This is a genomic window from Okeania sp. SIO2C9 (assembly GCF_010672455.1).
Lineage (GTDB): Bacteria > Cyanobacteriota > Cyanobacteriia > Cyanobacteriales > Microcoleaceae > Okeania.
Genome location: NZ_JAAHGO010000020.1, coordinates 111,621 through 134,846, shown reverse-complemented (window position 1 = coordinate 134,846; position 23,226 = coordinate 111,621). Strand labels below are relative to the sequence as shown.

Sequence of the window (23,226 nt, the reverse complement as noted above, 5' to 3'; positions counted from 1 at the left end):
TAGATACTACAGATACACCAACAACTCCCGCTGATGGAAATCAAACAACTCCAACAGATGGCATACCAATAGCACCAATAGTAGGAGGATTAGGATTAGCAGGGTTATTAGCAGCATGGGCAAATCAAGCCAAAAATAGTGAAATAACTCTCACATCACAACCAAATCAAACGGCATTAGCAACTTGGTCAGTTCCACAAGCAGATAAAGATGCAGCTAAATCTCATGGAGGTCAGCAATATCAACTACGGGTTTATGATGTCACAGATATCGACCTCGACTCACAACCTGCTCCCAGTGTGCAGCAGTATGATTGCTCAGAATTAACCACAGACAAAGAACTAGATTCTTTAGTGCCAGAACATGACTACCAGGCAGAAATAGGTTATGTTACAGAGAATGGAGAGTGGTTAAAGTTAGCTCGTTCAGAAAAACTCAGGATATCAATACCAGAAACTGTTGCTCCAATGGATGGAGATGACAGTACGGGAATATCAATACCAGAGGTAGGGGTAGATACTACAGATACACCAACAACTCCCGCTGATGGAAATCAAACAACTCCAACAGATGGCATACCAATAGCACCAATAGTAGGAGGATTAGGATTAGCAGGGTTATTAGCAGCATGGGCAAATCAAGCCAAAAATAGTGAAATAACTCTCACATCACAACCAAATCAAACGGCATTAGCAACTTGGTCAGTTCCACAAGCAGATAAAGATGCAGCTAAATCTCATGGAGGTCAGCAATATCAACTACGGGTTTATGATGTCACAGATATCGACCTCGACTCACAACCTGCTCCCAGTGTGCAGCAGTATGATTGCTCAGAATTAACCACAGACAAAGAACTAGATTCTTTAGTGCCAGAACATGACTACCAGGCAGAAATAGGTTATGTTACAGAGAATGGAGAGTGGTTAAAGTTAGCTCGTTCAGAAAAACTCAGGATATCAATACCAGAAACTGCCACGACCGTGGATGAAAATGAAAACCAAGAGATATCAACACCAGAAGCAGAGTTAGATACCACAGATACAGACACAACACCAGTTGATGGAAATCAAACAACTCCAACAGATGGTATAGGAATAGGGCAAATAGTAGGAGGATTAGGATTAGCAGGGTTATTAGCAGCATGGGCAAATCAAGCCAAAAATAGTGAAATAACTCTCACAGCACAACCAAATCAAACGGCATTAGCAACTTGGTCAGTTCCACAAGCAGATAAAGATGCAGCTAAATCCCATGGAGGTAAACAATATCAACTACGGGTTTATGATGTCACAGATATCGACCTCGACTCACAACCTGCTCCCAGTGTGCAGCAGTATGATTGCTCAGAATCAACCACAGACAAAGAACTAGATTCTTTAGTACCAGAACATGACTACCAGGCAGAAATAGGTTATGTGACTGATGATGGTCAGTGGTTAAAGTTAGCTTGTTCAGAAAAACTCAGGATATCAATACCAGAAACTGCCACGACCGTGGATGAAAATGAAAACCAAGAGATATCAACACCAGAAGCAGAGTTAGATACCACAGATACAGACACAACACCAGTTGATGGAAATCAAACAACTCCAACAGATGGTATAGGAATAGGGCAAATAGTAGGAGGATTAGGAGTAGCAGGGTTATTAGCAGCATGGGCAAATCGAAAACGGGAACTAAATAGTAAAATCAATCTGAAATCTAATCATAGTAAAAGTGCATCAGCAACTTGGTCAGTTCCAGAAGCAGACAAAGATGCAGCTAAATTATATGGAGGTCAGCAATATCAACTGCGGGTTTATGATGTCACAAATATTGACCTAGACTCACAACCAGCTAATAGTACCAGGTATTATGATTCCGAAGAGTCAAATCAGCAGTGGCAAGTAGGAAACTTATTAGATGATTGTGAATATCAAGCAGAAATAGGCTTTGCTACTGATGATGGTCAGTGGCTACCATTGGCTCGTTCTAACCGAGTTCGGATATCAGAATATCGTGTAGATGAAGATAAAAATGTAGCACAAGAACCAGAAATATTAGGTAAAACACCAGTAAAATGGGTATTACCTCCGTGTAAAATTACTATTGCTCCTGATAATCCGGAGAATATGATGGTAGCTTGGGAAGTTCCTCAAGCTGCGAAAAATGCAATGAAGGAAAAGGGGGGAGAGCAATATCAGTTGCGAATTTATGATGTTACAGGTATTGACTTGGATACACAGCCAGCATACAATGTACAAGCCTATAATTGTGAGGAATCTACTCAGCAAATGCAAGTACCTGTTTTTGTGAGTGACCGTGATTATCAGGCAGAAATAGGTTATGTAACTGATGACGGTGAGTGGTTAAAATTGGCTCGTTCTAACTGTATCCGGATGCCTGTACCTGACTTTACTGTAGACAGTGATGAAGTAAAAAGTACAGAGTTAGACACAACTCCCACTACAGCAAGTATTCCAGAGGAAGCATTGAAATCCAGTTGGATTACTATAGTGCCTCACGATCACCAGAGTGCTTGTGTTCATTTAGTAGTTTCTCAAGCTGCTAAGGATGCAGCAAAACAACAAGGTGGTCAGCAATACCAATTGCGGATTTATGATGTTACAGATGTTGATCTAGAATCACAAAAAGCTCAAAAGATACAACAATATGATTGTGAGGAGTCTATCCAGAAACAGAAAATACCTATCAATGTTAGTTCTCTTAGTTATGTTGATTATTTAGCAGAGATTGGTTATGTCACTGATAATTTGCAGTGGCTAAGGATTGCTTGTTCTAACCCACTGCGAATACCTGTTTTGACTCAAACTGATGATATTGAGGCAGTAGAAACAATTCCTCCTGATGAAGCAACTATTGATGCAGATTTAATATCTCAAAGATCGGGAAGCAAAGAAGAAACAGCGATCGCAACAAGTAACATCACCCCTGGTGACTGTGAGATTCAGCATCTTGTTGTCCATAGTCGTAACAATTGTTATTCACTCAATGATGCACAAATCAAGGGACTTCAAGAAACAGGCGTCTCTGAAACCCTTGAACCAGGGATTTATATTGTGCGGATTAAAAGTGGTACATTTGGTTACGGTTCTAATATCTGTCCCTCTGGTGAACCATTTGTTTTACTTTGGATTTTTGGTGGAAAAGTGAAGAATAAAAAGACAAATATTCCGGTTGGGCAAACCTGGTCAACTTTGAATGGGTCTCACGAAACACTAACGCTAGAGGTTTTGGAAACGACTACTTTGTATGCCTTTTTTGTTGATACTTATCCTGATGATAACAACGGAGAGCTTACTGTTTCTGTAGCTAAGTTATATTCCTAAGTAATAGGGTGGGTAAATTTCGTAATATTTACCCAACTATAATTATCAGAACTTACGCAAATTGACTTTTAAACCACCATCTGTAGGGGCGAATGGTATTCGCCCTCCCTATATGTAAAGTCTCCCATGAAATTCACCATATCCGAAAACGTAATTATCAAGAAACCTCTCCCAGCAGCAGGTATTGTTTGCTCCAATCCTCAGCGCGCTCAACGTCTAGTCAACCGTTATTTTCCTTCAGCTCAATTGCATACCGACAGTTGGGGCATAGTTATCTACACAGGTAGTTACCAGGGGCACTATATGTTTGTTGCCAGTGTACCAATGGGTGCTGGTGGCTCTGGCTTTGCCTTTCTGGAAATGTATGCTGCTGAAGCTGATTATATTGTTCGCTACGGGTCTAATGATCGATATGTAACTCCAGACAATCTTAGAGACATTAATATCATTGACGAAGTTAATAACCTTTATGGCTTGATGCGCGATTCGGGTCTTTCTGCTTCACAATGGGGTCAGAGTCTTTTTGCTTCTCCCTTACTGGTAGACAGTCTTCGGCATCAGGCAGAATCACTGCTTTGCCCAGTACAGTTAATGATTTGCCATCATGTTGAAGATTATCATGCTTATAATTACCCTGAGCTAATCGGAGAAAGGACTGATAATGTTAAAAGTCTGATTAATATCTTAGAAAGCAGTACCCAGAAAAATAGTGCCTGGGATATGGAAACTGCTGCTTTGTTTTGGCGAGCGACACAGTTTAAAAAACACGCAGTAACAGTTCTACAGTCCTTAATTAAGCATCGGGGAGAAACAACACCCTATGAAGGAGAGTATGGACGTATAGCAACAGAAATGGAACAAGTTTTTGGTCAGTTAATTTTAGACAGCTTAGTGACAATCGTTTCTGTGGGGAAGGTGCATTCTTGAGCAGAAGTTATATTAAATCCGGTTAAACAGTTATAGATTAGTTAAGTAAGGAGGAGTCATATCATGTCCGGCAGCATCGGTCTTGCATAGCAAAGGTAAGGAAGAAGGAAGAGGGAAGAAGGAAGAGGGAAGAGAGAAGAGGAAGAAAGGCTACCCTCGCAAGAAAAAAACCATTATTTCCTGCAGATATTCACCCTTGGGTTTACACAAACGATATAAACGGACATGATATCAGGAGGAGAGAGAATCACAAAGATGAGCGTAGTTATGACGATTGAAGATTTTTTTTATGTCCAATTATACCAGTTTGATAAATCTTTGCTACAAATATTTAGGTTACTGCTTACAGCGGTTTTCATTTGGGTAGACCACAGTAGGGGCGATTCGCGAATCGCCCCTACAAAGTTTGATGTGTGAAGATGTGGTTCATCAATTTGAAAAGCGCTGTAGGAGTAAACCCACCACTAACCCCTCCCAGGAGGGGAATACAGGAGTCAGGAGTCAGAATGAATAGGTTTGATACTATTTTTTATATAGTAATTTTTTTTATATAGTAATTTATCTTTTTCATCTTGCCTTTTATACTAAGCTTTGAAGTGTGGAATGTAGGTTTTAGGGACGTTCCATGAAACATCCCTAAATTCTTTATCTATTTCCTTAAAAATTAACACTAATAAACTGTGACTCTGGCAAAGCTGCTATTTCTGCCGAACTTGTGTTCAACACATATCCTAACATTTGATTTGTACCACTCATTTTAATCGCAGTACCCTCTAAAACACCATCATTATTTGGATCTAAATCCTGCACTGAAATATCTGCTTTAGCTAACAGTTCAAGTTCATCACCAATAAATGGTAAAATCAAATTTGTATTAATCCCAAACTCCTCAAAACTGTTAAAATCTTCAAATATCAAATCAGATTTTGTCATCCCTCCTGTTAATCCAATAATATCTTCAGTAGCATTAAAATCAGTAATAATTGCATTAGGCAATTCAATAGTACTGGGAATTCCTGGAAATACAGAACTAATACCACTTAAATCTTGTGTTATTCCTGCTAACTCAGTTCTGAAAACATACACATCACTTCCCAAACCACCTTTATAAATACCAACACCAGCATCACCAATCAGAGTATCATTACCGTCTCCACCATTTAATAGATCGGCACCCTTACCTCCATACAATATATCATCACCAAAGCCACCATTGAGAAAATCTGTATCCTTGTTACCATACAAACTATCATTACCACCCTCTCCAAATAACTCATCTTCTCCTCTACCACCAAAAATTAAGTCGTTGACAGATGAACCAGTAATGATATCATCTCCACTGAGAGCTAATACTCCCCCAGGAAAAGAAGTAGCTTGCTCTACTGTGAGAATCTCATTATCATCATCGCTTGTTCCCAATAAACGAGGAAAAGAATCTGAAAAATCTTGAGTAAGTACCATAACTTAGTATGTCTCCTAAATATGCTAAATTTTCTGCTGTCCTATTTATGTCGAATGTTGTCTGTAACTCAAATTAATATTCAAAACTTATGTCTATTATAGTCGCTAAAAATCTAAGCAAAATCTACCCAGTAGCCATCAAAGAACCAGGAATTAAGGGAACACTACGTCATTTTATACGTCGCACTTACCAATATGTTAAGGCAGTTGAAGATATTACATTTGAAATAGACCCAGGGGAAGTAGTGGGGTTTCTCGGACCCAACGGCGCTGGTAAAACTACTACTCTGAAAATGCTCACAGGTTTAATTCATCCGTCTAACGGTATAGTTAAGGTAGCAGATTATGTACCCTTTGAGCGCAAAAGAGAATTTTTAGAGCAAATTACTTTAGTTATGGGGCAAAAACAACAGTTAATCTGGGATTTACCAGTGTTAGACTCCCTGAAAATTAATGCTGCTGTTTATGGTCTTTCTGATCAAGAGTATTATAAGCGGTTGATGGAATTAACAGAAATGTTGTCCCTAGAGGGAAAGTTGAAGCAACCAGTCAGAAAATTATCTCTGGGGGAGCGGATGAAGGCAGAGTTGATGGCGGCGTTGTTGCATCAACCGAAAGTTTTATTTTTGGATGAACCAACTCTAGGTTTAGATATAAATGCACAAGTGGCAGTGCGGGAGTTTTTGCAAGAATATAATCAACGTTATGAGGCAACTGTGTTATTGACGAGTCATTATATGGCTGATATTACGGCTTTGTGTAAGCGTGTGTTATTGATATATCAAGGTCAGTTAATTTATGATGGCAGTTTAGATGGTTTACTTGATCGCTTTGCTCCTTATCGAGAGGTACAAATAGAATTACTTAATTCTGTGGCTACGGATGTAGATAATTTTGAGCAACATTTATCTAATTATGGGGAGGTGGAAATGTTTGAAGGTCAGTCAGTGCATTTGTTAGTACGCCGGGAAAATTTAACGGCAACTGTAGCTCAGATTTTGGCAGAATTAGAAGTGCAAGATTTAACTGTGACTGACCCACCTATTGAGGAGGTTATTGGTAGAGTTTTTCGGGCAGGAAAAGTTTAGTTTAAGTCAAAAGTCAAAAGTCAAAATTAAAAAGTTGGAATTTTTCTGAATTATATTACAGCAATTACCGAGTTGATGATAACTGATAACTGATAACTGAAATGACTAATATTCCCCCAGAAATTCAACCCTATAAACGTCATGCTTGGAAACCAATAACTATTGATGGAGATGGGGATTTAACTGCTTCTAAATTTGCTGGTAAACCAAGGTTTACCAAAAAACGAACAATGGCCGAAATGTCCCCATTGCCAAAATCCTTTACAATTCTTTCTTCAGCTAAACCTTAATACCTTACCAGAAGCATTAAAAAATGAATTTGGTAGTGGTATTTTGCAAATGTTTTATTGTACTAATGAAGAAATACCTTGTGATTGCGATTATCCAGGATGCCAAGTATTTTCAGATATTCATTTAATTAGAATTATTCAACCAAAAGCAGAAGTACAAGATGTAAAAATTCCTGAAAATCAAGGAATTTTTCCTCCTAAATTAATCGTCGATTGGCAATATCTAGAAGATTATCCTAATTATGAAGAAGCAGAAGAATTTGGTGTAGAATTAGATTTTAATTTAGATGAATTATTTATCGATAATTTCCCAATTGAAGGAGATAAATTAGCAGGTTTGCCTCTATGGGTCTAGGGAATAGAATATCCTAATTGTCCGATTTGTGGTGAAGGAATGCGGTTAGTTTTTCAGGTTGATTCTAACGATAATTTACCTTTTATGTTTGGGGATGCTGGTTGTGGTCATATTACTCAATTTGACATACTCCCCGGCGTAAACGCACGGGGATTCTCCTGAAACCAGGATTCTTGGTTCAATGAATCCACTTAAACTAAACACTTTACGTCATTTAGTCCAGAGATGGTTCTCTCCCCAAGCGTTCACTCTATTTCAAGAGCCTGTTCCCGTATGCCCTACGGTACAGTTTAAACCTTAAAAAAACTCTGGTTCTCTGATACTTGTTGCTTAGAGCTTTTCCATACACAAGCATTCCTGTGCAAAACCCCCTAACTCTTCTGTTGGTCAGCATTCCCTTGCGCCTGACGGCGACGCGGGGTCTGACCGCAGTTTTCAAGGTGCTAGTTTGCTACGATTAGTAGCTAGGTTTTTAGAGCGGTTGAATACCTTTGCCGCTTTTATAAGTATAACATAAAGTTGCCCTAAAAGGGCAAGGCTTTAAACCCAATTTTTCGGTAAACATCATAAAAATCAAGTAGCATTTGGTTGGGCTTGTGGCTGATATAGCAGTCAGCAGTGAGCTTTTGTTTCTTAGAGGTTGTCTGAGAAGTCCTATTTGCTACATCACTCACCCCCTCAATCCCCCAATTTTGGGGGACTTTTTGAAGCAAATTGATTCTTTTTCCCCCCAAAGTTGGGGGGGCTAGGGGGCATAATTCAGTATCAAAAAACTTTTCAGATATCCTCTTAAGTTATTATTTTACTTTACTCATTTACCGTCTTTTGATAATATTATTTTTCTTGAAATACACTTAATCAAAACTCTTGTTTCAATGAATAGTAAATAAATAAAAACAATGAAAAAATTTATCAAAATAGTCAAAGTTTTTCTACTTACTTACTACGCCTATATGTTAGAATATAGAGCCGAACTCTTCTTATGGATGTTGTCATCTTCTTTGCCTTTTATTATGATGGGAGTTTGGGTAAAAGCTTCAGTAGTAGGTGAATTTGCATTAGATAAATCGCAGTTTTCTCATTATTTCTTAGCTGTATTTGTTGTCCGCTCAATTACTCCTGTTTGGGTAATTTGGGATTTTGAAAAAGAAGTAATTCAAGGGAAATTATCTCCTAAATTATTACAACCTATAGATCCGGTGTGGCATCATTTCTTTGGTCATATTGGAGAAAGGTTGGCTAGAGGACCTTTTGTTTTAGGTTTAATATTATTATTTTTTGTTCTATATCCCCGGATATTTTGGTTGCCAAGTTTGGGTAATTTTTTGTTATTTTTAATTGTAGTAGTAATAGCATTTGCATTACGATTTTTAATTCAATATACAATGGCTTTATTTGCCTTTTGGATAGAAAAATCTAGCGCCCTTGAACAGCTTTGGTTTTTACCTTATATGTTTTTATCGGGAATAACTGCTCCATTAGAAGTGTTTCCAGAATCAGTGCATCAAATAGCATTATGGACTCCGTTTCCTTATATAATTTATTTTCCTGCTTCTATCTTAGTGGATTTGCCTGTGGATATTGGACGGGGTTTATTGATTATGTTTGCTTGGGGTGCGATATTTTTAGGATTAAATCGTTGGTTGTGGCGAAAGGGGTTAAAACAATATTCGGGGATGGGGGCTTAGTAATTAATAATTAATAATTAATAATTAATAATTAATAATTAGGGTTTGCGCTCAAAGGTCTTTTCGTAGGGGTAGGAAACAGGAGACAGGAGACAGGATAAATGGAAATTTAGAGGAGGTAGGAGCTAAGTTTTGTCCCTTAATTTTTCTGCCCAAATCTTGACCAAAATCCGCTCATTTTTTAACCATTACCACTTAAAAACTCGCACTTTTTGATACTTAAAAATGCTAAAACCTTTATCTATAAATACTTTTAGATTAGATGGATAAGCCCTAATTAATAATTACCTCTCCTTAAAAATAAGAGGATTGACGTTTGAGGAAAATGTTTTCTTGTTTCTACTTTAAAGGAGAGACTTGAAACCCAAATTATTCAGTAAGCATTTCCTGCGGAATGCTGCGAAACAGCCGTCATCTTCAGCTATTAGTTGTTAATTGAGCCTCCATCTACTTCTTCCTCCTTACTTCTTCCTTCTTCCTTCTTCAACCATCAAAAACTGTAGAAACTTTCAAATTAAGCGTTCTAAATCCAGGAGATAATACTAAATCATTACCAGAAAAGCTACCGACTTCTGTATAATTTTTGCCTATTAATTCTAATATTAGAATAGTTTTAGTTTCAGGGTCAACAATCCAATATTCAGGAATACCACAATCTTGATATTGAATTCTCTTCGCAATATAGTCTCTCTCTCTTTGTATTTCTCCAGGACTAACGACTTCAACAACTAATAAAGGAGGAGACATAGAAAGGCGAATTGTATTCCGCTTTAATAATTGTTGAATATGCTCTTCTCGGATTATAGTCAGATCGGGATAGCGGTTTTTCGGCTCACCTCTAACCTCTAATTCTAATCCTTGACCCCGTACTCGACGATGACCTAAAAGTAAGGCAAATCTCAGCAACAAGAAAGTAGCAATTTCAACATTCAGACCTGATTCTGGAGGCATTTCAATTAATTCACCATTAAATAATTCACAGAGTTTTTCTGAATTGTTACTGTATGACAAATATTCTTCAAAACTTTGAAATTTATGTTTAACTTGTACCATCAGATTCACTTATTTCATCAAGATTTTGTATATGCCAGGAATCAGGAAAAAAAGCAGGAAAATATATATTTTGTCGCTTTATTCAGATAAATAAGTTTATCTAAAATAGTAAGTAATAGAAAATCCGGAGGGAGATAGTTCATCAGCAATAAGCTATGTTTTTTGATATAGCAGTTGAAGTAAAAGGCGCAGACATCTCAAAAGCTTAAAACTAAAAAAACGCCAGATTTTTCCTTCTTCCTTCTGATATAACTGATTATTTGAATATAATATTATTGACCGAATAATTAAGGCTTAAAGCCTCTCTTTTACAGGAGGAACAAGAAAAAAAATTCTTTGAGTCAATCCTCTCCTTGAAAAGAAGAAGTAATTGTTAATTGTTAATTATTAATTATTAATTATTAATTGTTCCTAATCTTCCTCAATATACTCTGCTATACTTGGTAAGTTGCCAATTTTGGCAGTCAGTAGCTGAGGGCCAGCAACAATAATTTTTATTGCATCTTGCTCTACAAGCTCAAACAGATATTCTTCTAAACTAGGTCTTTCTATTACTTCCTGAATGTCTAATTTTACTTCTTTTTCTTTAGCTTTACGCTTTACCCGCTTCAAAACATCATTAGCCAGAGCGCGATAACCCTCTAACATAGAGTTTTGCAGTTTATGCAAAGGATTAGACCCTAACCAACCAGTCTGCCCCAGTTCCCCAATAACATCATTAATTGAATTATTATTAATAAAAAACACAACTCTCAATTTGGCTTGATTTTGTTGAGCTTCTGAAATTCCTTTCCACATTGCTTTATCGTAAGCATAGGGATTTGCAACCACTAACCAAATATTCATATCTTACCGAATAATTAAAGTTTAAAGCCTCTCCTTTAAAGGAGAAACAAGAAAAAATTTTCCTCTGAGTCAATCCTCTTCTTTTCAAGGAGAGGTAATTATTAATTATTAACTAGACAGTGCAAAGTTCTTGAAATAAATATTGCTAGCTAAGGCTTTCAGCAATCTAAAGGTTAAAAACTCTTTATTCAGAGCTGTAAATACTGTAAGGCTTTTACGGCAATTATTTCAGCTTTCAATGCTAATTGTTCTTGGGAATAACTTTGTACTCTCCAGTTATTAATTATTAATTATTAATTATTAATTATTAATTATTCAAACTCCCAGCCCAAATAAAGGCCAATAAAATTTCGCCATTGCCAAGAATATCAAAGTCCCCACTAATTTTAGCAATAAGCCACGCTTAAAAGCTTCAGCAGGCGACACATAACCACTACCAATAATAATGGCCATTACAGGAGTACTTACTGGCAAAAGAAAAGCCAGACCTGATGGCAAAGTAATACCCAATGTCATTGCTCTAGGGTCGATTCCATATTTAGCTGCTAAAGCAAGTCCAACTGGCATCAAAACTGCCACAGCAGCAGCATTACTCATTCCTTCTGTCAAGATAGTAATAATTAAAACCATTGCCACAAAACAGATTAAGCCAGAATTTATCCACGATCCCAATAGACTTTCTGCTAATGCTAGTGCTGCCCCTGTATCTCGTAATACTGCACTTAGAGCAATAGCACTACCATACATCAAAAAAATACCCCAGTTAACATCTTCTTCTACTTCTTGCCAACTTGCCAACCCAAAAATGAAGCTACACATCACTCCAAAAAAAGCTATTGTATCTAGTCCCCAAACTGTTCCTCGAAAAATCCACAATAAAACTATTCCTGTCACTAATACTAATGTACCAATTTCTCTTGTTGAGATTCCTCCCAGACTTTTTGACCTAAGTTTGAGAAATTTTAGAGCGTTTGGTAAAGACACAACTGTACCTTTTCCTATTTGGAGTAAGATTACATAAGCCACTGTCAACAGTAATACGACTAAAGGAATAGACCAGATAAACCATTCTACAAAACTGACATCGTATTCTCCTTTAGTGGTGCTGCGAAGAACTCCTAATGCTAGTGGCGCCCTGGCACCTCCAAGTAAAGTTGCAATACCACCAATACCGCAACCCCACCCTAAAGCTAAGAATGCTGCTAGTCCAAAACGTCCACCGGGTTTAGCTCCTGCTGCTTGTATAACTTCTATCACCACTGGAAATAACATTGCCGTCACAGCGTAGGAACTAATTACAAAAGACATTACGGCGGAAAGAATTAAAATAGAGGCAATTAAAGTATTCTGGGTATTGCCAAAACGAGAAACTACCGTTAATGCTAGACGGGTACTCAGTCCAGAACGTTGAATAGGACTGGCTAAAATAAATGCTCCTAATACAAAAAATACTGCTTTGTTGCCGAAATAAGCATAAGTTTCTGTGGCAGACATACTGCCACTTAGGGGGATTAAAAATAAGACCATTAAACCTGTGACTGCTACTGGTAAGGTATTCGTTGCCCACAGGAAAGCTGTTACTCCAAATACTGCTAAAGCTCCTTTTGCCTCTTGTTCTATTCCTGCTATTGGAAACAGGAGAATACTTACATAGATTAGTGCTGCAGCTACAAACCAAAGCCAACGATACTGAGGTTGACGAGATATGCGTAACCAACTACGAAGATGTCTGATATTTTCCATTTATATGAATTAAGTTGTGGAGATGTCTATTGGCGATGCAGTGAGGAAATTAAAATAATTTTTACTTTTTAATATAGTTTTTATAACTAAATGAGCAGTTATATTTTACACTATGTTTGACTTTGAGTAAGTTAAATAGTTATGATATCATAGTAGAAATCTCTAAGTCAAGAAAATGATGAAACTTTAAATTCCTAAAAAATTCCTATTTTTATTCGGGATTTAAATTTTGTTTTTTAGCGAATAATTAAGGTTTAAAGCCTTTCCTTTAAAAGAGAAAAAGCGGTCGTTTGCGGAGCATTCCGTAGGATGGGATGGCGAGGTCTCCTCGCCATATCCAATCGACTCCTGTGAAGAAAAATTTTCACGCTCCGCGTCAATCTTAATTCTTTTCCAGGAGAGGTAATTGTTAATTATTAATTATTAATTGTTGAAAGGATGTTGTGAATGGAAAAAATCAATCAAACTGGTCTAACAGTATGGTTTACTGGTTTAAGCTGTGCTGGTAAAACTACTCTGAGTTTAGCTGTGTCAGAAGAGTTGCGATCGCTTGGTTATACGGTAGAAGTTCTTGATAGTACTGTTGTTCGTCAAGACCTTGGTAAAAGTTTGGGTTTTAGTAAAGTTGACCGAGATGAAAATATCCGCAGAATTGGGTTTTTAGCTCATCTTTTAACTCGTAATGGTGTGATTGTTTTAGTATCTGCTATTTCTCCTTATAATCAAGTTCGGGCGGAGGTTAGAAAAAGAATTGGTAATTTTATGGAAGTGTATGTTAATGCACCTTTAGAAGTTTGCGAAGCACGGGATAAAAAAGGACTTTATCAACTGGCAAGAGCAGGAGGAATTAAAGAGTTTACTGGCATTGATTCACCTTATGAAGCACCTCCTCATCCTGAAGTTGAATGTCTAACTGATTTAGAAACAGTTGCTGAAAGTAAGGATAAAATTATACTAAAGATGAATAATTTAGGTTATTTAGAACCTAGCAATCGCTCCCATATTAACGGTAATTTTGTGCGAATTTAGGTAACTTATTTAACCCAGTTTTATGTTCCTAAAGTTGATTTATTCGAATCATAAAGCTGAGTTCTTTTTACCGATAAATTGTGGGTATTCGCCTCCCCTTTTAACGGGATAAAAAAAATATTCCTTATGTCAAGCCTCCTTATTGCAGAGTTACTGATAACTGATAACTGAAATGACCAGGCAATATAATATTATTTACAGCAGATTCGATATATTCCATCATGAGTGAGGTATAACTATAGCAGGCAAGTCTTGCACTGGGAACATAATATATACTTCAATATACGACTGAATCTGCTGTATATAACTATAAGATTTTTCTAGTTTTGGTTGTGGTTTGTAGACATGAAATTGCCGGCAAAAAACTATCATCATCTACTTTTTCATTCCTTCCTTATTCCTTCTTCAATAATTATTAATTGTTAAACATACCTTTTATATAAAATTCGTTTAATTCGCCATCAAAAAATGTTCCATCTAAGCGCCATTGCCAAATCTTTCTTGATCTCCTCATATCAAATCCAGTTAATTGCACATAGAATCCTGTTATATAATATCTGTTTATAATTCTATAATTTATTCAATATTAGACATCTCCTGCAAAAGAGGGAGTAGGGGAAAATAATTGATAATTTCTATGTGATAATTGATTTTATTTTTTATTATCACGCCTATGTCTATTAGCATTCAGCATTTCCGTTTGTCATGCTAGGCAAACAAATGCATGAATGTACAAGACTACTAAGATTAAATTGTTACCTTTTTCTTTTCTGCGGAATGTTGTGCAAACATAATTTTTAATTCTCCTTCTAAAATAATGAGCTGATAGCTAATAGCTGACTGCTGTTTGCGCAGCATTCCGCAGGAAATGCTGACTATAATTCAGATTGATATAGAGTTTCTCAAATTAGTGAGATACAGTTATCTTTTTGTCTTTTTATTCCCTGTTCCCTGTTCCCATATCCGGTGTTCCCTCAAACCTAAAATTTTCTACCTCACGCTTTTTGAGAATTTCTATATAACTGATTTCTTAGTCTTTCTAATTCTGCCTCAATGATCTGATTTTGAGCTTCTGATAATTGAAATTTTGTTTGATAATCATATAACTGACTGCGTAACTTTTCCAGTTCTGACTCAACTGTTTGAAGTTGAGGTTTTAATATACTCAGTTCATCCTGAGATTCCATTGCCATAGGTCGTAATTTTTCTAATTCTTCCTGAAATTGTAACAGTTGATATTTTAATCTTTCTATTTCATACTGTTCGGGATTAACTTCAACTTTCTCTCCATTATAAAAATGATCGACGACTTTTCCCGTCATAATATTTCTCACTTCTTTGAGATGAATTCTATGTAAAAATGGGTCTGAAAGTAAAGGAATATAATACATACAATCAGAGAAATAATAATGTGTTACTTGACTATATCTGGTACGGTTTTTATCTAAAACTGGACTACCCCCATGTAGTAAATTTGCAGCCCAAATTAAAGCTTGCCCTTTCTTAACATAAAGTTCTACTTTTTCTAAACCATTATGTTCAATTAATGACTGCAAAAACTCTTCATATATTGGATAAACATCATAAGGTTTATTTTGATAACTACCTGTAATTCCTAAGTCGTTTAAATCAAACATTGGTAATTTATGACTGCCAGGATAATAATGTAGCGGACCATTATTTGCATCTATATCTTCAAGAGCTATCCAAACTCCACACATAAATCTAGCTGGCATTGAACTAAAATGTATACTGTCACTATGAGTAGATTGTTGAGTACCAAACTTAAAATTTAAAGTTTGAAATGGGATTGGTTCTCGCTGATAAAGTATTTTTAATAGGTTAATAATTTTCGGAGAAGTGGCAATTTTTTTTACATCTTGATTGAATGTCCAAGCATCTTGAATTCGGTCGTGATAAATCCAAGCTGATTCTACTTTGCCTTTGTCTCCATATATGGGAGTTAAGTCTTTAACTATTCTATCTGTAGTTTCTGCAATATTTTCTATGCCTAAGTCGTCTATGATGATATATCCTTGTTCGGCAAATTGTTTGACCAGTCTTTTTGTATCTTTGTCTAAAGTTAACTGGCTAAAAATTTCTTCAAAAAATGGCGAATCTACCAAAGGTAAATTCATCAGAGGAGGAGTAAACTTTTTATCTGTTGTTTTGCTCATAATTTGTGAAGAAAAAAAGAAGTAATACCAATTTGATCAATGTTTGTTACAAATGCTAGGGACGTTGCATGCAACGTCCCTACGAAATAAAGAATAACCAAGAAGGAAGAAGGGTTCAAGAATTTAGAATGCGCGAATTTAGAATTTAGAATTACCTCTCCTTGAAAAGAAGAGGATTGACAAAGAGATGAAAATTTTTATTTATTATCCCCTTAAAAGGGGAGGCTTTAAACCATAATATTTCGGTAAATATTAAAAAAAAGGGGAAAACGATAGATATAACTATCTAAAATGAACTGGAGCAGCTATTTTTCAGCATATCTGATAGAGATGCACTTTTCATAGCATTCTTTTTTTTAATTGGTATAGCAGAAGAAAGAAGGAAGAAGGAAGAAGGAAGAAGGAAAAGTATTACCTTGTCTGAGTTTTAAGTTTTTGATCTGTCCTAACCTTTGCTTCGACTGTTATATGTATAAACAGGAGCAAAAAATTATATATAGCACAGGACTTACGCAAAGACACTGTGTATAGAGTCCAGTAACTATTGGACAATAGTTATGAGTACTATATATAGCGTATCTGCGTAAGTCCTATAGCAGTAAATTATTTGGGGTTTGACTATAAATTTGAGTGAAATAGCAGGAATTTATTCAAAAACACCTGAAAAATTCCCTTAAAAGCTTACATAGAAAGAATTTCACCTCAAATCAGCTTGTTGCTTGATATCTCTAGGTTTTAGCTATTTTAGCCTTTTGGTGTATTTTCCTTGCTATGTAGGGTTTTCAGCTATTTTTGCTCTCAAAAATATCAAAGTCCCGATATTTAATCTTTTTTTTCTACTTTTCTATGGAAACCATTTGGAATATTAGCCCGCAGTACGAGTTTTTGGCAAAGTAGGACAGAGTCAGGAGCTAGAGAAATATAATATGAGAAAAAGGTAGAAAATTGCCTCCACATTCCCCACACTCCCAACACTCCCCTACTCCCCACTCCCTTTCAGTGAACTATTATTCCTCAAATTGCAAAAGGTCTTTCACAAATTCTCGATCAAGAATCTTTTTAGGTCTTAATACTAACAAAACCCGTCCTAGTAAAGGTATATTAGGTAATTCATCAAAGCACTGCATTTCTATTTTCCCAGCTTGGTCTATGATAAAATAACCATCCTCATGCCATTCACGTTGAGACCTATCTATAATTAACAAAACTTCCTCATTTTCTCCTGGTATTGGAGTAGGCAAGCGATCGCTATTTTCAATTACTGCTACAGGATCTTCTGCTTGCATGACAACTCGCCATCCAGGTATTCCTACCCAAGCACCTGCTCCACCAGAAAACTTTACTATTCCATGAGACCCCACCTCCTCAACTATAGGTACAGCTTTTAAATCTTCCGTGTTAAGTGGTAATTTTCCAACTACTGGTAAGACACGGGGCAATTCTTCTTCTGACTCCATTCGATAAATTGGCAGACGGGGTGCTGGTCTCTGGGAAACAATAGTAAAATCAGTTAATAACTGTTCAAGTTGTTTTCTAGCTGTTTGAGAATCAGCTAATTTAAGACCTTTGGCAATAAGACGAGACCGTTGTTGTAAGTCGTTTTGTTGCCTAGCTAGTTTCCAACATTGATAAGCTACTATATCTCCAGGGCGATCGGAAAATCCTTCTGGGATGGTTCTCATCCGAGCAAAATCTTTAATGGCCTTTGCTAAGTCCTTAGCATCATCAACATCAAGATTATGCTCAACTATAAACTCAGTTGCTATAACTCTTTGCTCTTGAGTTAAAATTCTCAATTCGTAAAGAATATCGCTGCCCGATCTCTCAAAGCGTGATAAAAAATCTGTTCCACTTTGCCACTGCACATTTTTTGCGGTTTTGGCATTGACAATACTGGTGTATACTTGAGAACCAACTATCACCTGATTTTGTTGTACAGGTTCAAATCCTGTTGCTTCAAATATTTGCTGAGAAGTATATCCAGCTTTTTGTAGTTTTGCACAAGCTTGTCCCCACTCTACCCAATTACTTTCTTTGCGACGTAGTAAACCAATTAAGTTTTCTATTTCTACTGAGTTTGTTGATTTTTCTTGAGAGTTGGGGGAATTTTCTGGTGTTTCGATCATAGTTGAGGGCGCACTTTTTTTATTTTAAATGAATGAATAAGCCTTTGGCCATGCTACCTATAAAATATATCAGCTAGTGCAGGATGGTAGAAATAACTAACCAGTTACAAAATCCTAAAAGCTTTACTAATCGATACTTTATTAATTTTGAATTTTGACTTCCGCATAGTGGCACTAGGGATATAAGGCCATAAGTTAATTTATTTCTGAGACATAACACCAAAAATCAAGTGGAATAATTTTTGGCTATACAAGGTTTCGATTGAATGCTGAACTGACAATTTTAAACAACTTTTAAGATAGACGGTTGTGAGATGATAATGTAATTAAGGTGGTATTTAATTGATAATGCCTAGTCACAAAACAACGCCACAATCTGTTAATATTATGGCACTTGGTGGACATTAAACACATTGCTTGTTGATGCTGGCTAATGGGACTTGGGCTTTTTGTATGCCTGGCCTAGTTAGGACTTGATAAGAGAATAAAATATAAGAGAAAACTCTTAGAGCCAATTTATCAAGTAAATATTAAGAGGATAAATACTTTACAGTGTCAGGGTTTGGCACTCTCTAAACTCCAAGGCCTTAACGAAGTCAGAAGTCAACCCACCCCTCGCCCCTCCCCCTCCCAGGAGGGGAAGTAGAGGATTTGAGCTTATCTCCAAAAATATTGCGCCTTAAAAGGCGGGGTGGCGCGACCCATTTTATTTTGATGATTTTCGGCAAACCTATGCTAGAAAGTGGTTTCAGCTCAGTTTACAAATCAACTCTTAAGCATAAAATCACAAAAGTTTGGGGAAGATGTCGAAAATTGAATTATTGTATTATTTTATTCCGGGGTTACAATTGCAGAGGTTTGTTTGAATGGAAGCAATTCCTCAACAGTTAGATAGCATAAAAAGCCAACTGATGAGCTTAACTAGAAAAAAAAAGCCTAAAATGCTAGTGGTAGATGATGAGCCAGATAACTTGGACTTGCTCTACCGCACCTTCAGACGAGATTTTAGCGTACTAAAGGCTGAAAGTGGGATTCAGGCTTTGGAAATTTTGGCATCAGAGGGAGAGGTGGCTGTTATTATCTCCGATCAACGAATGCCAGAAATGAAGGGTACAGAATTTTTAAGTAAAACATTGCCCCAATTTCCTAATACTATCAGAATTATTCTCACAGGATTTACTGATATTGAAGATTTGGTGGAAGCAATTAATTCTGGACAAGTACATAAGTATATTACTAAGCCTTGGGACCCCAAGGAACTAAAAGAAGTTGTACAAAAGGCAGCACATACTTATGAACTTTTGAATCAACGTACTGAAGAATTGCTAAAAGCTCAAAATCAATTGGAATTGTTGAGCAATGTGGTTAATATCTCTCAAAATTATGACACAATAGAGCAAGCTTTAGAGGAAATTGCATCTGTCTACAGAGAGGCTTTTTCTTCTGATGTATGTATTTTCCAATTGATTGAGGATAATGCTCTAACTTCAATTCAAGGAGTTAGTAGTAATTTGGGTAAGGTGGACAATTGGTTGGCTAACGACCCTCTGGCAATTGAAGCGATCGCTTCTCAAAATTTACAAGCAGTGATGGATGTATCAGAAGATATTGAGCTTTCTCATGTGGCAAATTATCAAATTTCAGAAATAAAGACTCATATTGTCATTCCAGTTTCCTATCGGCAAAAACTTGTAGCTTTGATATCCTTACAGTGGCAACAACCAAGCAAAATACGCCCAGAAGAACTTGATACAATTAATATCTGTACTCAACTACTGGCATTGGCTTTGAATAGTTTTGCATAGCTTCAGGCATACTATAAACTTTACTTATGAGAACTAGGTAGGCCAAATATTTATATTCCTATAAATTTACTTTCCTAGCTCCGCTTCTCTCTACAACTCTACTAAATTTGTTACCTACTGAAGAATATGTATAGTTAAAATATCCCGTTATAATCAAGCGATTTAACGGGAGAGTTTCAAAAAAATGAAAACTGCTACTTTTGACACTCCACGGGATAAATTCGCGTGGATTCGTGACTAGGAGCTTTCTATCGGGTTAAAACCACGATTTTCACATTGCTAGTACCGTACCGTAGTACAGATACAGCAGCTATCCACTAGGCGGTGCCAATTGCCACTACTCTCTCCGGTCAAAAGACCATTGAGGCTACTTTTTAAGCTATTCTTTAATTATAGTATATTTTTTTTGACTACGGATTAAAATCCTTCGGGTCATTTCCATCCAGCCGTTAAAACTAGCTGATTTCCCACTTACCGAAATTCTACGATGATTAATAATTCCACAGAAGTTCAGGCCATATTTAACAGAATTGCCCCAGTTTATGACCAACTTAATGATGCACTAAGTCTGGGACTACATAAAATCTGGAAGCAAATGGCTGTAATGTGGAGTGAAGCTAATTATGGCAATACCTGCTTGGATTTATGTTGTGGTAGTGGAGATTTGGCTTGGATGCTGGCCAAATGTGCGGGTAGTCAAGGTCTAGTATATGGAGTAGATTTTTCTGTACAACAATTGGCGATCGCTCGTAACCGCAAATCAACTTTATTTGGTCAGGTTAGTCCTATTAATTGGGTAGAAGCAGATGCCTTGAATTTACCCTTTGCAGATAATTATTTCGATTGTGCTACCATGGGATATGGTTTGCGTAATGTCTTGGATATTCCTCTCTGTTTACAAGAGTTATATCGAGTCCTCAAGCCTAATTCTAAGGCAGCGATTCTGGATATGCACCGTCCAAGTACTTCTTTAGTCAGAAGTTTTCAACAGTGGTATCTGGATCAAGTAGTAGTTCCTGTGGCTCGCAATTTGGAGCTAACTCAGGAATACGCCTATATTAGTCCAAGTCTGACAAAATTTCCCACTGGGCTAGAGCAAGTAAATATAGCACATCAAGCCGGATTTGTCAATGCCAAACATTACCCTATTGCTGGGGGTATGATGGGAATATTAGTAATTACAAAATAATTTTTTCAACTTATAATCTTATAATTGTTATTAGTCTTGTCAAAAGTAGATAGTCTGAAATAATTAAAGTTGTCTAATATCTGGCTTTATTTTGTACCACCAATCGCAGGTGGAATTATTGGGTATTTCACTAATGATATAGCGATTAAAATGCTATTTCGCCCTTATCGTCCTTACTATGCTTTTGGGCAAAAGTTACCCTTTACTCCTGGCTTAATTCCTGCGAACCAAGAACGTTTAGCAAAGCGAGTTGCTGATACTATAATGGGTTCTTTGTTAACTCCTTCAGAGTTGCAGAATTTAGCACGTCGTTTGTTGCAAACGGAGCGAATGGAGGCAGCTATTCTTTGGCTGTTACAAATGTCTTTAGAACAATTTAAAATCGATACAAGTAAGAAAACTGCTAAAATTCTAGCAAATATTCTACGGGATCTATTAGGTCAATCTTTGCCAAGACTTCTCAAAGTTTGGGCAAAAAAAGAAGATTTTTTGGAAGCTCAACTCAACCAAATTTTTGACCAAGTCTTGCTAGAGTTTCAACTAACAGAAATGCAGGCAACTCAACTATCAGATTGGTTGCTTAAAATTGTACTACCACCAGATATATTAAGGCAGACTTTAATTGATTTTCTCACAGATCAAAATATTTCAATTATTGATGAAGATTTTCGCGAAAAAGCTAGTGGTACTTATTGGGTAGTAGCTAATTTGTTTGGGTTGCGTAATACTTTGATTAGATTAAGAACTTTCTGTTTAGATGATAAAGAATTAACTAATCAGCGTTTAAAAGAATTAATCAGAGCATTAGGTGTTAGAGAAAGAATTCAGGAATGGTTACAAAATCTTTCCATGCAAAATTTACCTGTTTCTACGGTACGCCAGTTAAGAAATACAATGGGTGATAGTGTACGTCTATACTTGCAAGAACGTGGTGCTGATTTAATTCAAGGTTTAAGTTTATCTATAGATTGGGAGCATATTGCCGATTTAATTATTAATCGCTTACAAGCTTCATCAATAATGAATAGTTCTCTAGAGTTGGTGAGTCAAGAATTAGCTTTGGTTTTAGAACGCTATTTAGAACGGGATTTAGAAAATATTGTGGCTCAAGCAATTCCAATTTTAAACATTGACCAAGTAATTATTGACCGTGTTAAGGGTACTTCTCCTGAAGAATTGGAAGTTGCTGTCAATGTAATTGTCAAAAATGAGTTGCAAGCTATTGTTAATTTGGGGGGTGTTTTAGGTGTTGTGGTTGGTTTATTTCAGACAATATTGTTGTTGCTACAAAGGTAAGTTCAAAATTATTGTTAATGTTTTTAATATATAGGTTTTTGTTCATTGAATAAGTTGTAAATATTTGGCTGGAATTGATTAGTTTTTGTAAATATTAACTACTAATTATTAACTAAGTAGTTAGGCATGAAAAAACCAAAGTATGTAATGAACAGTAAAGTTGCTCAAAAACTTCTTATATTTCGCCCCCTGCCTGATCGTCACTATAATTTTTAATACCGACCTACTTACTTCTTCAAGTTTGTATCTAAAATACTATGTCAACTCCACACTCAAATAATAATTCCTCTCAAACTAAACTTAGCCCAGAAAAATATGCTCGCCTCAAAGGTGAACTGGATGCACCTTATCGAGGACTACGGCAATTTATATATATAGCTTTCGGAGCTTCTGGTTTCATCGGAGCTTTTATTTTTTTAGCAAAAATTATTGCAGGCCAAAATATTGCTTCTACTTTACCTAATTTTGCTTTACAAGTCGGAATTGTCATCCTGATGATTTTCCTATTTCGTTTGGAGCAAAAAGCCAGTAATCGGTCCTCTTCGTCTAAGTAACAAAAGTTTAAATTTTGTAATGTGGATATATATTTGGCCATAAAAATACAAAAAAATAAAGAAAATATTACGAAATCCTCGATCCCTGTCAAGTTGTTGTCAAATAGTAAATGACTATAAATTGAGGTCAGCTAAAAATAAAGACCTTAAATATTTAAGTTGGGTCAGCTAAGATAAAGACCCTAAATATAAAAAACCCTTTTTAAAAGCAAAACGCCTACTTCTAAATATATTAGGATTAGGCGTTTTGTAATTTGAGTTGTTTTCAGA

General features: G+C 36.3%; 18 protein-coding genes. 11 read left to right on the top strand and 7 right to left on the bottom strand.

Annotated features, from left to right (window positions below; genetic code table 11):
- The coding region (locus F6K23_RS17850) for a DUF4912 domain-containing protein (RefSeq protein WP_293158267.1) at window positions 1-3,329 on the top strand (3,329 nt) is incomplete at its 5' end.
- A gap of 126 nt (window positions 3,330-3,455) precedes the next feature.
- Entirely contained in the window at window positions 3,456-4,256 is an 801-nt protein-coding gene (locus F6K23_RS17845; protein ID WP_293158264.1) for a hypothetical protein, read from the top strand.
- Between the two features lie 657 nt (window positions 4,257-4,913).
- Here F6K23_RS17845 and F6K23_RS17840 read toward each other — a convergent pair.
- Window positions 4,914-5,717: a calcium-binding protein gene (locus tag F6K23_RS17840; RefSeq protein ID WP_293158261.1), complete on the bottom strand. Its 804-nt coding sequence runs from the start codon at window positions 5,715-5,717 to the stop codon at window positions 4,914-4,916.
- 89 nt (window positions 5,718-5,806) lie between these two features.
- On the opposite strand from F6K23_RS17840, the gene F6K23_RS17835 reads away from it, so the two are divergent.
- The 4 genes from F6K23_RS17835 to F6K23_RS17820 all read left to right on the top strand — a co-directional run bounded on the left by F6K23_RS17835 (window position 5,807) and on the right by F6K23_RS17820 (window position 9,138).
- Window positions 5,807-6,805 carry an ATP-binding cassette domain-containing protein gene (locus tag F6K23_RS17835; protein ID WP_293158258.1) on the top strand — a complete coding sequence of 333 codons (999 nt, stop codon included), beginning with the start codon at window positions 5,807-5,809 and terminating at the stop codon, window positions 6,803-6,805.
- A gap of 101 nt (window positions 6,806-6,906) precedes the next feature.
- Complete coding sequence (locus tag F6K23_RS17830; RefSeq protein ID WP_293158255.1) at window positions 6,907-7,095, top strand: hypothetical protein; 189 nt, start codon at window positions 6,907-6,909, stop codon at window positions 7,093-7,095.
- Window positions 7,004-7,450, top strand: coding sequence for a DUF1963 domain-containing protein (locus tag F6K23_RS17825; RefSeq protein ID WP_293158319.1), 447 nt, complete (start codon window positions 7,004-7,006; stop codon window positions 7,448-7,450). The genes F6K23_RS17830 and F6K23_RS17825 overlap by 92 nt, the downstream gene beginning before the upstream one ends.
- Window positions 7,451-8,349: 899 nt before the next feature.
- Window positions 8,350-9,138: an ABC-2 family transporter protein gene (locus tag F6K23_RS17820; protein WP_293158252.1), complete on the top strand. Its 789-nt coding sequence runs from the start codon at window positions 8,350-8,352 to the stop codon at window positions 9,136-9,138.
- 483 nt (window positions 9,139-9,621) lie between these two features.
- Here the strand turns inward: F6K23_RS17820 and F6K23_RS17815 are convergent, their stop codons facing one another.
- From F6K23_RS17815 to F6K23_RS17805, 3 genes are all read right to left on the bottom strand, one after another.
- Window positions 9,622-10,191 carry a Uma2 family endonuclease gene (locus F6K23_RS17815; RefSeq protein WP_293158249.1) on the bottom strand — a complete coding sequence of 190 codons (570 nt, stop codon included), beginning with the start codon at window positions 10,189-10,191 and terminating at the stop codon, window positions 9,622-9,624.
- Window positions 10,192-10,602: 411 nt separating this feature from the next.
- The gene (locus tag F6K23_RS17810) at window positions 10,603-11,037 is read right to left on the bottom strand and encodes a hypothetical protein (protein ID WP_293158246.1); all 435 of its coding nucleotides are present in this window, start codon (window positions 11,035-11,037) and stop codon (window positions 10,603-10,605) included.
- Between the two features lie 315 nt (window positions 11,038-11,352).
- Complete coding sequence (locus F6K23_RS17805; protein WP_293158241.1) at window positions 11,353-12,780, bottom strand: DASS family sodium-coupled anion symporter; 1,428 nt, start codon at window positions 12,778-12,780, stop codon at window positions 11,353-11,355.
- A 456-nt stretch (window positions 12,781-13,236) separates the two neighbouring features.
- Here F6K23_RS17805 and cysC point away from each other — a divergent pair, with 456 nt between their 5' ends.
- Window positions 13,237-13,809, top strand: coding sequence for an adenylyl-sulfate kinase (cysC, locus tag F6K23_RS17800; RefSeq protein ID WP_293158316.1), 573 nt, complete (start codon window positions 13,237-13,239; stop codon window positions 13,807-13,809).
- Window positions 13,810-14,804: 995 nt separating this feature from the next.
- Here the strand turns inward: cysC and F6K23_RS17795 are convergent.
- The 3 genes from F6K23_RS17795 to F6K23_RS17785 form a co-directional block, all read right to left on the bottom strand.
- Window positions 14,805-15,986: a phytanoyl-CoA dioxygenase family protein gene (locus tag F6K23_RS17795; RefSeq protein ID WP_293158238.1), complete on the bottom strand. Its 1,182-nt coding sequence runs from the start codon at window positions 15,984-15,986 to the stop codon at window positions 14,805-14,807.
- 822 nt (window positions 15,987-16,808) lie between these two features.
- Entirely contained in the window at window positions 16,809-16,976 is a 168-nt protein-coding gene (locus tag F6K23_RS17790) for a hypothetical protein (protein WP_293158236.1), read from the bottom strand.
- Window positions 16,977-16,993: 17 nt separating this feature from the next.
- Window positions 16,994-18,112: a RuBisCO accumulation factor 1 gene (locus F6K23_RS17785; protein ID WP_293158234.1), complete on the bottom strand. Its 1,119-nt coding sequence runs from the start codon at window positions 18,110-18,112 to the stop codon at window positions 16,994-16,996.
- 866 nt (window positions 18,113-18,978) lie between these two features.
- On the opposite strand from F6K23_RS17785, the gene F6K23_RS17780 reads away from it, so the two are divergent.
- The 4 genes from F6K23_RS17780 (at window position 18,979) to F6K23_RS17765 (ending at window position 22,956) form a co-directional block, all read left to right on the top strand.
- Window positions 18,979-19,917, top strand: coding sequence for a response regulator (locus F6K23_RS17780; protein WP_293158231.1), 939 nt, complete (start codon window positions 18,979-18,981; stop codon window positions 19,915-19,917).
- A 487-nt stretch (window positions 19,918-20,404) separates the two neighbouring features.
- Window positions 20,405-21,106 (top strand): bifunctional demethylmenaquinone methyltransferase/2-methoxy-6-polyprenyl-1,4-benzoquinol methylase UbiE, encoded by a 702-nt coding sequence (ubiE, locus tag F6K23_RS17775; RefSeq protein WP_293158229.1) that lies wholly within the window; start codon window positions 20,405-20,407, stop codon window positions 21,104-21,106.
- Window positions 21,107-21,175: 69 nt separating this feature from the next.
- Window positions 21,176-22,402, top strand: coding sequence for a DUF445 domain-containing protein (locus F6K23_RS17770; RefSeq protein WP_124145081.1), 1,227 nt, complete (start codon window positions 21,176-21,178; stop codon window positions 22,400-22,402).
- A gap of 257 nt (window positions 22,403-22,659) precedes the next feature.
- Entirely contained in the window at window positions 22,660-22,956 is a 297-nt protein-coding gene (locus F6K23_RS17765) for a DUF3493 domain-containing protein (protein WP_293158225.1), read from the top strand.
- The last annotated feature ends 270 nt before the right edge of the window (window positions 22,957-23,226 follow it).

Coding starts and splice junctions, on each gene's coding strand:
- F6K23_RS17795 (WP_293158238.1), bottom strand. CDS start 15,986: ATGAGCAAAACAACAGATAAAAAGTTTACTCCTCCTCTGATGAATTTA.
- F6K23_RS17805 (WP_293158241.1), bottom strand. CDS start 12,780: ATGGAAAATATCAGACATCTTCGTAGTTGGTTACGCATATCTCGTCAA.
- ubiE (WP_293158229.1), top strand. CDS start 20,405: ATGATTAATAATTCCACAGAAGTTCAGGCCATATTTAACAGAATTGCC.
- F6K23_RS17840 (WP_293158261.1), bottom strand. CDS start 5,717: ATGGTACTTACTCAAGATTTTTCAGATTCTTTTCCTCGTTTATTGGGA.
- F6K23_RS17845 (WP_293158264.1), top strand. CDS start 3,456: ATGAAATTCACCATATCCGAAAACGTAATTATCAAGAAACCTCTCCCA.
- F6K23_RS17835 (WP_293158258.1), top strand. CDS start 5,807: ATGTCTATTATAGTCGCTAAAAATCTAAGCAAAATCTACCCAGTAGCC.
- F6K23_RS17830 (WP_293158255.1), top strand. CDS start 6,907: ATGACTAATATTCCCCCAGAAATTCAACCCTATAAACGTCATGCTTGG.
- F6K23_RS17780 (WP_293158231.1), top strand. CDS start 18,979: ATGGAAGCAATTCCTCAACAGTTAGATAGCATAAAAAGCCAACTGATG.
- F6K23_RS17820 (WP_293158252.1), top strand. CDS start 8,350: ATGAAAAAATTTATCAAAATAGTCAAAGTTTTTCTACTTACTTACTAC.
- F6K23_RS17815 (WP_293158249.1), bottom strand. CDS start 10,191: ATGGTACAAGTTAAACATAAATTTCAAAGTTTTGAAGAATATTTGTCA.
- F6K23_RS17785 (WP_293158234.1), bottom strand. CDS start 18,112: ATGATCGAAACACCAGAAAATTCCCCCAACTCTCAAGAAAAATCAACA.
- F6K23_RS17810 (WP_293158246.1), bottom strand. CDS start 11,037: ATGAATATTTGGTTAGTGGTTGCAAATCCCTATGCTTACGATAAAGCA.
- F6K23_RS17765 (WP_293158225.1), top strand. CDS start 22,660: ATGTCAACTCCACACTCAAATAATAATTCCTCTCAAACTAAACTTAGC.